11 protein-coding genes and 4 pseudogenes are annotated in these 13,250 nt (G+C 67.4%); 5 read left to right on the top strand and 10 right to left on the bottom strand.

The features are described 5' to 3' along the window. Positions 1-24: 24 nt before the first annotated feature. The 7 genes and pseudogenes from ACFYX0_RS27245 to ACFYX0_RS27215 all read right to left on the bottom strand — a co-directional run. Positions 25-261 carry a hypothetical protein gene (locus ACFYX0_RS27245; RefSeq protein WP_388973901.1) on the bottom strand — a complete coding sequence of 79 codons (237 nt, stop codon included), beginning with the start codon at positions 259-261 and terminating at the stop codon, positions 25-27. Beyond that, positions 261-524 carry an MBL fold metallo-hydrolase gene (locus ACFYX0_RS27240; protein ID WP_388973899.1) on the bottom strand — a complete coding sequence of 88 codons (264 nt, stop codon included), beginning with the start codon at positions 522-524 and terminating at the stop codon, positions 261-263. The genes ACFYX0_RS27245 and ACFYX0_RS27240 overlap by 1 nt, the downstream gene beginning before the upstream one ends. Positions 525-697: 173 nt before the next feature. After that, entirely contained in the window at positions 698-1,699 is a 1,002-nt protein-coding gene (locus ACFYX0_RS27235) for a zinc-dependent alcohol dehydrogenase family protein (protein ID WP_388973897.1), read from the bottom strand. A gap of 259 nt (positions 1,700-1,958) precedes the next feature. Further along, entirely contained in the window at positions 1,959-2,774 is an 816-nt protein-coding gene (locus tag ACFYX0_RS27230) for an MBL fold metallo-hydrolase (RefSeq protein ID WP_388973895.1), read from the bottom strand. Positions 2,775-2,829: 55 nt separating this feature from the next. Beyond that, entirely contained in the window at positions 2,830-4,539 is a 1,710-nt protein-coding gene (locus ACFYX0_RS27225; protein ID WP_388973893.1) for an NAD-dependent malic enzyme, read from the bottom strand. A gap of 500 nt (positions 4,540-5,039) precedes the next feature. Continuing rightward, entirely contained in the window at positions 5,040-5,579 is a 540-nt protein-coding gene (locus tag ACFYX0_RS27220; RefSeq protein ID WP_388973891.1) for a LysR family substrate-binding domain-containing protein, read from the bottom strand. Between the two features lie 215 nt (positions 5,580-5,794). Further along, a pseudogene (locus ACFYX0_RS27215) lies at positions 5,795-5,923 on the bottom strand (LysR family transcriptional regulator); the annotation flags it as partial. A gap of 23 nt (positions 5,924-5,946) precedes the next feature. Between ACFYX0_RS27215 and ACFYX0_RS27210 the strand changes: the two are divergent. From ACFYX0_RS27210 to ACFYX0_RS27190, 5 genes and pseudogenes are all read left to right on the top strand, one after another. After that, complete coding sequence (locus ACFYX0_RS27210; RefSeq protein ID WP_388974024.1) at positions 5,947-6,495, top strand: enolase C-terminal domain-like protein; 549 nt, start codon at positions 5,947-5,949, stop codon at positions 6,493-6,495. 477 nt (positions 6,496-6,972) lie between these two features. Beyond that, positions 6,973-7,725 (top strand): acetoacetate decarboxylase, encoded by a 753-nt coding sequence (locus ACFYX0_RS27205; protein ID WP_388973889.1) that lies wholly within the window; start codon positions 6,973-6,975, stop codon positions 7,723-7,725. Between the two features lie 585 nt (positions 7,726-8,310). Next, positions 8,311-9,095 (top strand): annotated as a pseudogene (locus ACFYX0_RS27200) (helix-turn-helix transcriptional regulator). Positions 9,096-9,209: 114 nt separating this feature from the next. Further along, on the top strand, positions 9,210-9,965 hold the full coding sequence (locus ACFYX0_RS27195) for a peptidoglycan-binding protein (protein WP_388973887.1): 756 nt from the start codon (positions 9,210-9,212) through the stop codon (positions 9,963-9,965). After that, positions 9,962-10,831, top strand: coding sequence for a helix-turn-helix domain-containing protein (locus ACFYX0_RS27190; protein ID WP_388973885.1), 870 nt, complete (start codon positions 9,962-9,964; stop codon positions 10,829-10,831). Before ACFYX0_RS27195 ends, ACFYX0_RS27190 begins: the two co-directional genes overlap by 4 nt. 107 nt (positions 10,832-10,938) lie before the next feature. Here ACFYX0_RS27190 and ACFYX0_RS27185 read toward each other — a convergent pair whose 3' ends face one another. The 3 genes and pseudogenes from ACFYX0_RS27185 to ACFYX0_RS27175 all read right to left on the bottom strand — a co-directional run. After that, the gene (locus tag ACFYX0_RS27185; RefSeq protein WP_388973883.1) at positions 10,939-12,354 is read right to left on the bottom strand and encodes a lamin tail domain-containing protein; all 1,416 of its coding nucleotides are present in this window, start codon (positions 12,352-12,354) and stop codon (positions 10,939-10,941) included. A gap of 190 nt (positions 12,355-12,544) precedes the next feature. Further along, a pseudogene (locus ACFYX0_RS27180) lies at positions 12,545-12,640 on the bottom strand (DNA-binding response regulator); the annotation flags it as partial. Continuing rightward, positions 12,636-13,156, bottom strand: a pseudogene (locus tag ACFYX0_RS27175) (RNA-guided endonuclease TnpB family protein); the annotation flags it as partial. The pseudogenes ACFYX0_RS27180 and ACFYX0_RS27175, both read right to left, overlap by 5 nt. Positions 13,157-13,250 lie beyond the last annotated feature (94 nt).

The following is a 13,250-nucleotide window of genomic DNA, read 5'->3' as shown; positions in this document are numbered from 1 at the left end:
CCCTCCGCCAGGACTCTCCAGCAGTTACTGGTGCACCCCGTTGCAGGCGACGTCGCCGGCCACCACGAGGTCGATCGACGGAGCGTGCAGGACGGTGGTGTCGTCAGTGTCCGTGTGACCGACTTCCACTGCCCGGAACTGATGCCCCTCCATCTCGAATCCCTCGGCTGGAATGACCTGGTAAACCACGGGACTGTCCGGAATGAGTTCTGGGAAATCAACGTCCCATGTGTGCTTTCGCTCGTCCGCTTGCTTCCTCATCAGCCCGATCGTCCGCTCGGTCGCATACGGCGCAGCGCCGGGAACCGCTGCAGCAGGAGATCGGTGCCGAACCAGTGATCACCGTGACCGTGCGTGGCATAGACATACGCCAGGCGCTTACCGTGGCTTTCGATCCAGTCGCCGACGTTGTGCACCTGGTCCCGGGTGAACGGCGGGTCGACAAATACTGCTTCCGTCTCACCGAGGATCAAAGTGGATGACAGGAGTGAGGAGATGATGGGGCTCCCGTCGGGCAGGCGCATGCTCCTCTGGCGGCGGATCCATCGGCAACGAGTACGCCATACCGCAGCTTCGTCACGTCATACCTCCCGGCAGAGCAGAAGCACGCTGTCCGCTGGCGGAGTGATGCCCGCAGGCGCGGGGTGGCCTAGTCTAGGGCTCCCCCGGCAGGGACCGCGGGCATCAATGACGAGGGCTACTTCGCCCCCGGAGTCAGGAACACCTTTCCTTTTCGGCCCTTCTGCTCCGCCTGGGTCACGGCGTCCACGATTGCGTCGAGAGAGTACTTACGCCCGGGAGATGTTTCGACGATTCCCTCACGCATAAGGTCCACGATGTCCTGACCCAGTTGCTGTCGTTGCGTATCCGTGAGTCTCGGGAACCAGTATCCGAGCCAATAGACTTCCAGGGTTCGACGCCCGGCCAGGATGTGACGCGGATCCTCGCCGACGCGGATCGGCTCGCCCGTCAGGGAGCCGTAGACGAGCATTTTTCCATCCTCGTGAAGTGCCTTGAAGATCTGGGTCCCCGTTTCCCCCACCACACAGTCGATGGCGTACTTGACGCCTAGCGGGTCGATCAGCTTACGCACTTGTTCGTCGATGGGACCGTCGCTGGAGACGATGACGACATCGGCGCCAAGACGGTCCAGTTCTTCTGCCGATTCGCGCCTGCGGACGATGTTCGCGGTACGGATCCCATCGCGTTTAGCCAGCCTGATGATCATACGTCCCAGTTCCGACCCCGCCGCCGACTGGAGCAGCCACTCTCCTTGAGGGACCGCTAGAACATGTCGGACCATGAGAATGGCGGAGGCCGGATTGATGAAGAACGACGCCACCTGCTCATCGCGGAGATCATCGGGGACGGCGAACAGTTCACTGGCGGGAACGACCGAATATTCCGCCCAGTTTCCACCGGGCCCATTGATGACCGATACCCGCTGCCCCGCGGACACTTCCTTCACCCCGGGCCCCACCGCATCGACAATTCCAACCCCTTCGAATCCCGCCTGCGCCGGAAAATGCGCTTGCACGCCCGCGTAGTATCCCCGAACGTAGAGGAGATCGGACGGGTTCACCGGTGATTCGAGGATGCGCACCCTCGCCTGCCCCTCTCCGGGCTCCGGAAGGGGTATGTCTTCGACGGCAAGGACTGCCGCCGGCTCGCCATGTTGAGCAAACCGGATAGCTTTCATTCGTGGACTCCCGTGAACGTCGTCATCGGTAAAGGTGATGAGTTGTCATATTCTCGCTCATCTTTGACGCAGGAGATATTTCACAGAGTGGCGGCGATTACGTTGGAGTCGCGCTATCAGGAAGAATGTGCTTTGGTAATCGCCTTACCCACTGACAGTAACCTGCGCCACTGGGGGGCACAACGCCGGGAGTTGTCAATTGCTCTTGGCCTTTCAAGGTCCCTGAAGAGAGCTCGCCGGCCTAGGGGTGACGGGGTGGTCAGCCCTTGGCGGACCTGGCCGATTCCCAGAGCGCGCCTTGGTTGATGCGGGACGGGTGGAGTTTCAGCATGTCGTCATAGACCTCGAGGGCGGTGGTGGCGCGTTCGACGACCGCTTCGAAGTCCCGGATGTACTGCCGGGTCTCCGCGATGGTCCCCGGCTCGTCGGGGCGGTCGGGGCGCTTGTGGCCCGCGATGACCGCCCGCGGCTCCAGCGCGGCAACGGTTTCGAGGGCATCGAGCCAGGCTCGGCGGCCTGCGACGGGCGATTCGGTGAGGTACAGGTGGACGTCGTTGTAGACGGCGTCACCGGCCACCACCAGGCCTACGGAAGGCACATGAAGACAGGTGGTGTCATCGGTGTCGGTATGCCCGAGCGCCACCACGACAAGGTCGTTGCCTTCCAGGTCCAGCCGGTCGCCGACCAGCGGTTCGGCCGTGACGAGCCTGTCGGGGATCTGGCCGGGGAAGCGCGTGTTCCAGAACGACGCGACGAACTCCGGTGCCATCTGTTTCCGCATCTGCGCCACCACTTCAGGGGTGGCCACGGCGCTGGCACGCGGGAATCGGTCAAGCACCGTACCCAGCCCGAACCAGTGGTCGCCGTGTCCGTGCGTCACATAGACCGTGGTGAGGTTCTTGCCGCTCGCGGCCACCCAGTCCGCCAGACGGCCGGCCTGTTCGATGGTCATCAGCGCGTCCACCAGCACCGCGTCACGTTCGCCTGCGATCAGAGTCGCAGTGATCGGCGACCACATACGTTTGGGCAGGTCGGGCGGGAGGTCCGAGATCTGGGTGGGGATCGACGGCGCCACATGGACACTCCAGCTCAGAGGTGCTCCGGCCATCACCTGTTCCTCGGACTTCCGGTCAGACGGCGTGTACGGAGTGATAGTCGGGCTGCCACATGGCCGCCCGGACCCGGCTGCCGATGTCGTCGCCGACGGTGGCGCGTGCGACACCGTCGTGGGCTGCGGCTCGGGCGACGGCCGTGGCGACGGCGGCGGAGGTCTCCCTCAACTGTTGGGTGGGCGGGAGGAGCGCGGCGCCTGGAGCGGTGGAGCCGACCTGCTCGGCGACGGCGTCGGCCGCGGCCTTGAGCATGCCGTCGGTCATACGGGTGGCCTGAGCCACGATGGCGCCCAGGCTGAGACCGGGGAAGATGAACGCGTTGTTGGCCTGCCCGATCTGGTAGGTGATGTCGCCGTGGGTCACGGGGGCGAAGGGACTGCCGGTGGCCACCAGGGCCCCGCCGTCGGTCCAGCCGAGCAGTTGGGCAGGTGTCGCCTCGGCGAGCGATGTGGGGTTGGACATGGGAAGGATGATCGGGCGGGAGACGGAGGCGGCCATGTCACGGATGACGGGCTCGGTGAACGCACCGCCCTGGCCTGAGGTGCCGATGAGGATGGTCGGACTGACCCGGTGCACGACCTCGGCCAGGGGGATTCCGCCCAGGTCCGCGTCGCGTGACCAGTCGGCCACCTCGTCAGCCGGGCGGACGTAGGGGGCCTGGAAGTCGCGCACTGCCATGCCTTCGGTGAGCAGGCCGTGGCGGCCGACGCACCAGAATCGTCGGGTGGCCTCGTTCGGGGTCAGCCCGGCAGATACGAGTGCATCGCGCAGTTGATCGGCGACCCCGATGCCTGCCGTGCCCGCACCGAAGATCACCACGCGGTGGTCGCGTAGCGGCGTGCCGCTGGCCCGCACCCCGGAGAGCACTGCCGCCAGGTTCACCGCTCCCGTCCCCTGGACGTCGTCGTTGAAGGTCAGATACCGGTCGCCGTAACGTGCAAGGATGCGCCGCGCGTTGTCCGGCCCGAAGTCCTCCCAGTGCAGCACGGCGCCGGGGAAGAGCCGATTGGCTGTGTCGACATAGTTCTCGACGAATGCGTCGTAGGTCTCCCGGTCGACCCTGGGGTGACGGTTGCCGAGGTAGAGCGGGTCCTCCATCAGTTCCTTGCGGCTGGTACCCACGTCGAGCACGACGGGAATGGTGCGGGAGGGATGGATACCGCCCGCGGCGGTGTACACCGCGAGCTTGCCCACCGAGATGTTGATGCCGCCCACGCCCCAGTCACCGATGCCCAGGATCGCCTCCCCGTCGGTGGCGACGATGAGGTCGACGTCGTCCGGTCCCAGTCCGGTGGCGCGCAGGGAGCGTTCGACGTCCTTCGGTGCGTCGACCGACAGATAGACACCTCGGGGGCGTCGGTACTCGTAGCTGTAGCGCTGGATCGCAGTGCCGACAGTAGGCGTGTAGACAATGGGCAGCATCTCGTCCAGGTGCTCGCCCACCAGCCGATAGAACAGGACCGTGTTGCGGTCCTGGAGGGCGGCCAGGTACACGTTCTTGGCCAGGTCGTCCGGCTGGGCGAGGAACTGCGCGTAGGCGCGCGAGGATTGTTGTTCCAGCGTGAGTACGTGCGGAGGGATCAGCCCGACGAGATCGAGCGCCTGCCGTTCGTCCTCGGTGAAGGCGGTGCCTTTGTTCAGCCGGGGATCGGTCAGCACGGCACGGCCTCTGGACGTCGTCTCCCACCGCGCAAAGTCAGGATTCCACCTGGTCGGCTCCGTGTTCATGGCTGTCTCCTCGCTGACGCAACCGCGCTGGTGCACCATTCGACGGCTCCGCCTTCACCTGGCGGTGGACTCCATGGGCGTGGACACCTTGTGTGCTCTCGGCGCATGCGGCGCTTCACCCAGACCCCGGTCACGGGGGATTCGCCCGGCCTGTCGGCGCGATCCGCGAGGAAACCGGCAACCTGCCCCGGGCGGCGACGGCGCCTCCGGCCACCTCCGGGCCTCGGTTCAAGGTCGATCTCGCGCCACTCACCTCGTGTCAAAAACCATATATCACCAGCACGGATTTTTCAGAGAAGGAGCCGACGGTCACCACACCTAGGGCGCTGAGTACGGGGTCAGGAGCTCCCCCGGATCGCAACCGATGTCCGCGAGATCGGCATCCCCGGGGGCGAGTACCGGCCGCCGCTGTCAGAGGCGGCGTATCTCGGGGGAGTGGGGGATGACGTCCGCGAGGCGGTCTCGTACTCATCCGACGGCCGCAGCTCCCTGACACCCCGTCACCCGTAGTTGCCGCGTGGCAGCAGTTCCAGCAGGCGGAGTACGGCCGCGTCCGCCTCCGGGCGGCGTACGGCGACCACGGTGGTGGTCAGATGGGGCGACTGCCCGCGCAGCGCGCCGAAGGCGATTCCGAGGCTGAGGATGTCACGGAGCCGTTCCGGCAATAGGCCGACGCACAGTCCGGAGGCCACGTAGCTGACCAGGCCGGTGACGTTGTCGGCCACCGCGCGGCTCCGGGGCGCGAATCCCGCCTCATGACAGGCCCGTCGCACCTGTCGGGCCAGGTCCGGCAGCACATCGGCGTCGGGAAGCACGAAGTCGTCGTCGCGCAACTCGTCCAGGCCGCTCTCGTCGGCGCCGGCCAAGCGGTGATCGTGCGGCAGAGCGGCCGCGATGCGCTCGACGGCGACCTCCTGGCTGACGAGCTCGGCCGAGTCCGACAACGGTGAGGGGTCGCGCAGGAACCCCAGGTCCAGTGCGCCGGAACGGACCATCCCGGCGACGGCCGCCGTCGAATCCTGGCAAAGGCGAATGCGCAATCCCGGAAGTTCCTCGGCCGCGGTCCGCAGGAACGCGGGGTGCTCACATGCCCCAACCGGATGACTCCCTCCAGGCCGCCTGCAACCCTCCGCACCCGCTCGATGGCCGCAGACTGCGTGTGGAGAAGGCGCCGGGCGTCCACCGTGAAGGCTGCGCCCGCCGGGGTCAGGGAGACTCCGCCCGGACCCCGCTCGAACAGCCGCACCCCCAGGCCACGCTCCAGACGCTGGATCGACTGGCTGAGCGGCGGCTGGCTCATGGAAAGGCGCTCCGCGGCACGACCGAAATGCTTCTCCTCGGCGAGCACCAGGAACTGCTCCAGCAGGCGCTTCGTCAGGTTCATATCCTCCGCCCTATGGATCAGAGATCGACCTCATGGCCGACCCGGTGTGCGCGTACAACCTCCCCGATGCCCTCAAGGTCGGCTACGTGTTGGACGAGCTGGGCTATTACTGGTACGAGAACCCCATTTCGGACTACGACCTCGACGGGCTGGCGTATCTCAGCAGCAAGCTCAGGAGCCCTTTGGCGGTAGGCGAGCAGAACTACGTCGGCTTCCCGGCCCTGCGTGACTACTTGAAGTCGGGCGTCGGCTTCTACGTCCGCAGCCTCGGCGAGTACGCCGGCGGTCTGTCGCACGTATTGAAGTCTGCCCATGCGGCCGAGGTGTTCGGCGTGAACTACGAGATCCACAGCTACGGCCCGCCGTTCAACCTCGCGATGTACCTGAACGTCGCGTTGGCAGTACCGAACTGCGAGTTCGCGGAGGTCATCGTCCCGGAAACCGTCTTGAGCATGGGCATGGCCGACGTGCCGAGAGTCAACAAGGACGGCTACCTGGAAGCCCCGAAGAATCCCGGCCTGGGCTACCGCATCGACCGCGATGCCATCAACCTCACCATGAAGGTGTTCTGACGATTCGCCGGAGGCTTCATGCCCCCCAATATGGGCGGTGCCTTCTCGCCTCGTGAGATGACGGTGTCAGGTAGCTGACGAGCGTCGTGCCTGTCACCTTCCAGGCGGTCGTCCCTGTGGCGCCGCCTTCGGCGGAGTCGGTGACGGCCGTCATGGAGCCCAGCCGGGCGTCGGTCCGCGGTAGCCGCCGACCGCGACGCGTCGCGCGACGACACCGTCTGGTACGAGCCCCTCAGGCTTCTCCGGTCGCAACTGCGAACCCACCCCGCCGAACGAGTACGGTGTGTATCAGATACATTGTGTACTCGTTCGGAGAGGCCGGCAGCCGGCACCTCTGGGTGTGCGACCTGCCACAGCGGTCCGCCGTGAAAGCCACGAAGGATCCCTGCGATGCACGAGCTGATCAAGGCGGCCGACTGCGCGAGGGCATGAACGCCTCTGCCGAGCGTTGCGCCGCAAGCGAACAGGAAAGCAGACATGAAGATCGAAGACGTCCGGCTCCAGATCAACACCCCGTTGCCCAACCAGGCGTACCCGCCGGTGATGGCCAGGTTCACCGACCGCGAGTACCTCAACATCGTCTACCGCACTGACGCCGATGCGCTGCGCGCCGTCGTCCCCGAGCCCCTGCAGATCGACGAACGTGAGCCGTTGGTCCGGTTCGAGATCATGAGGATGAACGAGGTCACCGCTTACGGCCCCTATACCGAGGGGGGCCTTGTGGTCCCGGTCACCTTCGACGCGGAGCCGGGCGAGTACCTGCACTCGATGTACCTCGACAGCTTCCCCGCGACAGTGGCCGGGCGTGAGCTCAGCGCATACCCGAAGGTGATCGGCGCTCCGAAGTTGTACGTCGACGGCCCCACGCTGGTGGGCACCATCGACTTCGGCACGCTGCGGATCGCGACCGCGACCATGGGATACAAGCACTACGAGTTGGACAAGCGTGATGCCGAAGCGCAGATCACCGTGCCGACCTTCATGCTCAAGACCGTCCCGGGCTACGACGGCGCCCCGCGTGTGCAGGAACTGGTACGGACCCAGATCAGCGACGTCGTGGTCAAGGAGGCCTACACAGGGCCCGCCCGGCTACAGCTGTTCCAGCACGCTCTCGCGCCGCTTGCCGACCTGCCCGTGCTGGAAGTCGTCTCCGCCAGCCACATCAACACCGACCTGACTCTCGCCCCGGTCAAGCTGGTCTTCAACTATCTGACGGAGGAGATGCGTTGAGCCGTCGTTCCGCGTCGCTGCCGTGATCGGCGTCAGGGTCATCAGGCCGTGCTGGGGGGCCCTCTGTTTCGGCAGCCGTCGTCTCCTGGGTGCGGGCGCCGGGTGCGAACCGGACCCTGTTCGCCCTGGCGCGCAGGGGGTCCTCGCCTCGGTGGATCACGTTCGCCCAGGCACCTCCGGTGAACCACGCCTCGGGCAGCTTCATGGTCGCGGGCTGCTTCACGAACTCCATCGGATTTCCTTCGGTGGTGCGCTGTCGCGCCGGTCACGGACTGTGCCGGCCTGCGGACAGAAACGCGGGACTGCTGCTGTCAGACGGCCGGGTCGGCGGCGGACCGCACACGCAACCCCGCCACCAGCCAGGAAACCGCCGGTGAGACCGGTCGGGGAGGTCCTGCTGTTCCCTGTACTGGCAGAACACCCCACAGCGCCGAAGACCGGCCTAACCTCGGAAGACATGGACAATCGCAGCGAGGTCCGCGAGTTTCTGATCTCGCGGCGAGCCAGGATCCCCCCCAGCAGGCCGCACTCCCGGCCTGGGGCGGCAACCGCCGTGTCGCCGGACTGCGCCGCGAAGAGGTCGCCATGCTGGCCGGGGTCAGCGCCGAGTACTACGCCCGCCTGGAACGCGGCAACCTCAGCGGCGTCTCCGAAAGCGTCCTGGAAGCCCTCGTCCGCGCCCTCCAGCTCGACGAGGCCGAACGCGCCCACCTCTTCGACCTGGCCCGCGCCGCCAACGCCGGACCCCGCCCCCGCCGCCGTCCCACTCCGCAGCAGATCCGGCCCGGCATCCAGCATCTGCTGGACTCCATGAGCGACGCGGCCGCCTACGTACGCAACGGACGCCTGGACGTCCTCGCCTCCAACCGGCTGGCCCGAGCACTGTACGCACCCGCCTTCGACGACCCGGTCCGGCCGGTCAACCTCGCCCGCTTCCGCTTCCTCAGCTGCCGGGCGCACGACTTCTACCCCGACTGGCAGGAATCCGCCCACACCACCGTGGCCCTACTGCGCACCGAGGCAGGACGCGACCTCTACGACCGCGCCCTGACCGACCTCGTCGGCGAACTCGCCACCCGAAGCGAGGAGTTCCGCACCCTGTGGCCGCGCACAACGTCCGCCTGCACCACACCGGCACAAAGAACTTCCGCCACCCCGTCATCGGCCACCTCAGCCTCCCCTTCGAGGCCATGCCCCTGCCCGCCGATCCCCGTCTGACCCTCACCGCCTTCAGCGCTGAACCCGGTACCGCGGCCCACGACGGGCTCACCCTCCTGGCGAGCTGGGCAGCCACATCCGAGCAGGCCGAACCGGCCGAACTCCAGGACCGCACCCGCACCGTCGACAACCGATCCACCGGACCAGGCTGACCGAAAGGCGCACCGTACGGCGGTTGCCGAGAACCCAGGATCCCCAAGCTGCGTACCAGAACACAGAGGAGGCGGATACTGAACCTCGGTGGCTCAGCATATTTGGGGTGGAACGTGTCGCGTTGGAAAGAATTACCGGATTCGCTCGACGACCCGGGGCGGCAACTGATCGTCCAGCTACGCCGACTGAAGGACCGCAGCGGGCTGAGCCTGGCGTCGCTCCAGTCCAAGACCGGCTACAGCCGCTCCTCCTGGGAGCGCTATCTCAACGGGAAGGCGCTGCCGCCTCGGCAGGCGGTGGAGGAACTGGCCCGGGTGGCCGGCGTTGAGCCGACACGGATCCTGGTGCTCCACGAAGTCGCCGAGGAAGCACGGCAGGAGGACGACGGAGCGGCGGAAGCAGCGGAGGCACCGGCACCGAAGGGCGTACGCCGGTGGGTACTGATCGGCGTCCTCGCCACAGCGGTGCTGGGCGCGCTGCTCGTCGGACTACTACTCACGACACCCTGGGCGGGGGACAGTGGCGGCGGGAAGACTCTCACCGGTTCACAGCCCAGTGCTGCTGTCTCGCCCGGCCCCGGCGCACCCTTCGCCTACCGGCCCGGTAAGACCTATCCCTGTGCGGTCAAGCGGGAGGACGGCCGTCTGTACGCGGGCTACAGCACCACCCGCACCGCAGTCCTCTCCCAGCCCGGATGGGACGTCGTGGAGGCTCAGTGCCTGCTGCGCCATCTGGGCTTCGACCCGGGCGGCGCAGACGGCGTCTATGGAGAGAACACCACACGCGCCGTCAAGCGATTGCAGGACAAGGCCGGCCTGCCCCCCGACGGCATCGTGGGCCCGCACACCTGGCAGGTGCTGCGGCGATGAAGGACGGCGCACCGCATGCCGCCGCACCCGCATGCCTGCGGCTGGCCAGGGAGTTGCGCGAGCTCAAGGCACGTACGGGCCTCAGCCTGGCCGTGCTGGCCGAGCGCACCGCGTACAGCAAGTCCTCCTGGGAGCGCTATCTCAACGGCAAGCAACTCGCCCCGCGCCCAGCCGTCGAAGCGCTGTGCGCGATGGCGAGCGAGCCGCCCGGACGCTTGACGGCGCTGTGGGAACTGGCCGACGCGGAGTGGAGCGGCCGCGCCCGGAGCGCGGCACGCGCTGGAAGCGCAGAGGAAGCGGCACAACCCGGCCACGACGAGCCGGGCGACCGCGCCCCGACCGCGGACGAGGCCGAACAGGGGCCGCGGAAGGCGAACACGGCACGCCGCCGGTGGGCCGTCGCCGCTGCCGTCTGCGCGGTCGGTGTCGCGGCGGCGGTGTGGGCCGCAGCCCTGCCGGACGCGGGGGCCGGGGATCCCGTGGGGCAGGGTGCGCGCACTCCGCCGCCCGAACCCGGCTGCCGCGCGCAGGGATGCGTGGGCAAGGACCCCGGACTGATGGGCTGCGGTATGCCCGAACACGTCCGGGCACTCGGTAAGCCGCATCGCACCTCCACCGGGGCGTGGATGGAGATTCGGTACAACTCGGGGTGCGAGGCCGCGTGGGCCCGGATTTGGCACACGCATGTCGGGGACGCCCTCGACGTGTCGCTCCCGGGTGGCAAACCGCAGCGGGCGGAGGTCGTCGACAAGTACGACGCCGAGGACTATCTCTACACGCCCATGATCGACGGCGGGGACCTCACCGGAGTGCAGGTGTGCTTCGAACCGGCGGGTGGTGGGAGCCGGGAGTGCTTCCGGGGCTGACCGCTCTTCGTGAGGCGGGAGGCGGCGTGCCGACTCGTGCCCTGTGCGCCGCCTGAAGCGACTGCGGCCCCGGCGGACCTGGCCGGGGCCGCAGTCATGCTGCCTGCTCAGCAGGTGATGGTGCCCTTGCGCAGTGCGTGACCGCTGTCGTTGCTGTCGTCGGCCCAGTACACGGGCTTGGAGCCGCTGACGCACTCGTCGGCTCCGGCCACGGAGAAGCCCTCGTTGTTGATGTTGGGCATGCCGCTCGGGCGGTTGTAGACCGCCGTGGTGGCGAAGGTGCCGGACGCGTTGACCTGCATGGTCCTGTGCTGGCCGTCGCAGGTGTCGTCGCAGACGACCCACAGGCGCGCGGCCTGGGGCTCCCACTGCAGTTCCATCACACCGTCCATGCCGCTGGCGATGGACGCGACGCGGGTGTAGGTGCCCGAGTCCTGCAGGACGTATCCGTAGACCATGCCGGTGCCTTCGACGCCGACGAAGATCACACCGCCCGTGTGGCTGCCGTACCGGTTCGGGTCGTAGGCCGAGCCGGTCGACTCGTCCTTGAAGCCGGACGCGGTCAGGTAGCTGTCGGGGACCCAGGTGATGCCCTCGAAGCCGAGGTTGGAGCCCACGGACGGCAGGTCGGAGGTCAGGTTCCACTCCTTGGTCGCCGTCAGTGCGGTGCCCGTACCGCCGACGTCGTACTTGAGGACGGACAGGCGGCTCGTCCCGGACGCGTCGCCGTTGCGCTCACTCGCGACGAACGCGCCGCCTGCGGAACCGGCACCGGTGAGCGTGACGCCCTCGCTGTCCGGGGTGCCGGAACCGCCGGGGAAGCGGAGCGTCTTGCCGGACGTCCAGCCGTTGGCGGTGTCCGGCTTCCAGCCGCCGGAGCCGTCGCGGACCAGCCGCCACAGCTTGCCGGAGTTCTGCGCGCCCCACATCGCGCTTCCCTCCTGGTAGAGACCGCTGAGGTCCTGGCCGAAGACGTTGGAGGCGTCGGCCGTCGCCACGGAACTGCTGCCGGGCCACGCCTGCGGTGAGATGCCCCCACCGCAGCTGTTCGCGGCACCCAGGGTCACCGCGGCCGAGCCGAACGCGCCGGTGCCGTCGGGGCAGCGCGACCAGGAGGGGCTGGAGTGGCTGCTCCAGCTGAAGCTGTCGACCATGGTGGTGCCGTCGGGCAGGTAGAGGCGCGCCTTGTCGCTGGAGCCCAGGCCGAACGCATTGTGCACGTCGAAGGCGCGGAACGCGCCGGGGGCCAGCGTCGTACCGGAGGAGATCGCGTACTTCGAGCTGTTGTTGTCGTCCTTGAGGATCCAGCCCGAGATGTCGACGGTGGCCGTTCCCTTGTTGTACAGCTCGATCGAGTCGTTGACGCTGCCGGTGGTCACCACCTCGTTGATACGGATGTCGTCCGCCGGGGCCGCGTGGGCGGGAGACGCCAGCAAGGTGCCGGCAGCCAGCGTGGGGCCGGCGACAGCGGCGCCGAGGAAAGCGAGGTGACGACGCCACCGGGGAGCGCGTACTTCGAGCACGATGTCCGTCCTCAGGAACGTGTGATGACAGGGCGTCAAGACACTTCCGGCTGATGCCGAACGGCTACCTGTCGGTGGGCGCTCGTCCTGTGAACGCAAGTCGAATTGCAGTGTGCTCAGTCGAAGCCGGACGACGCCAGGGAGTACGTGCTTGAGGGCGGCGGCATCGCACCCTGCGCGGGGTGTTTGCTCAGCCCGGAGAGACGAAGCCGGACTCGTAGGCCGCGATGACCGCCTGCGTCCGGTCGCGCGCGCCGAGTTTCGCCAGTACGGAACTCACGTGGCTCAGGGGCAGTCTGTTCGGCTGTCAGGATGGCGTACCAGCGCTTGCCTTCGCGCTTCACCGAGACCGTCTTGACCTTGCCCGCCACGGTCCGGTGCTGGTGCACCTTGACGTGCCCGACGCCTGAAAGCGGTCACGGATCACGGGGTCGTGCGGCGTGGAGTCCCACCGGCAGCCGTCCCCGTCCTTCGGGAACTCCACCGTGTCGAACCGCTTTCCCGGCCGGAAACGTGGACAGCCCGGCTTGTCTCCGGCCTTGATGCGGCGAAAGAACGCGGCGAACGCCTTGTCCAACCGGCGAAGCGTCGCCTGCTGCGACGAGAACGACCAACGGCCCTGACGCGCCGGATCGAACGCCCGGATGTCCTTGAGCTGCACGGATTGCTGCCCGCACCGGATCGTCGTCTTCGAGCCGTGCCGGTAGGCGGCGCGGCGCTCCTGGAACGCTACGTTGCAGAGGGAGCAGTGATCACCCAGCATCTCGGCGAGTGCGCCTTACTGACTCACGGTGGGCCGCATGAGGAACTTCTACGCACGGATCATCCAACCCACCCCCTTTCCGGCCACCTCGGCAGATCATACTGCGCTCGGTATATGTATTAAGGAGGCGTGC

It is taken from the genome of Streptomyces sp. NPDC002573, assembly GCF_042889625.1.
Lineage (GTDB): Bacteria > Actinomycetota > Actinomycetes > Streptomycetales > Streptomycetaceae > Streptomyces > Streptomyces gibsoniae.
The sequence above is the reverse complement of the archived record's forward strand: the minus strand, read 5'-3'. Positions and strand labels throughout refer to the sequence as shown.

What these genes read in the sequence shown, in the direction of transcription:
- ACFYX0_RS27245 (WP_388973901.1), bottom strand. Translation starts at nt 261, where the DNA reads ATGAGGAAGCAAGCGGACGAGCGAAAGCACACATGGGACGTTGATTTC.
- ACFYX0_RS27240 (WP_388973899.1), bottom strand. Translation starts at nt 524, where the DNA reads ATGCGCCTGCCCGACGGGAGCCCCATCATCTCCTCACTCCTGTCATCC.
- ACFYX0_RS27235 (WP_388973897.1), bottom strand. Translation starts at nt 1,699, where the DNA reads ATGAAAGCTATCCGGTTTGCTCAACATGGCGAGCCGGCGGCAGTCCTT.
- ACFYX0_RS27225 (WP_388973893.1), bottom strand. Translation starts at nt 4,539, where the DNA reads ATGAACACGGAGCCGACCAGGTGGAATCCTGACTTTGCGCGGTGGGAG.
- ACFYX0_RS27205 (WP_388973889.1), top strand. Translation starts at nt 6,973, where the DNA reads ATGAAGATCGAAGACGTCCGGCTCCAGATCAACACCCCGTTGCCCAAC.
- ACFYX0_RS27190 (WP_388973885.1), top strand. Translation starts at nt 9,962, where the DNA reads ATGAAGGACGGCGCACCGCATGCCGCCGCACCCGCATGCCTGCGGCTG.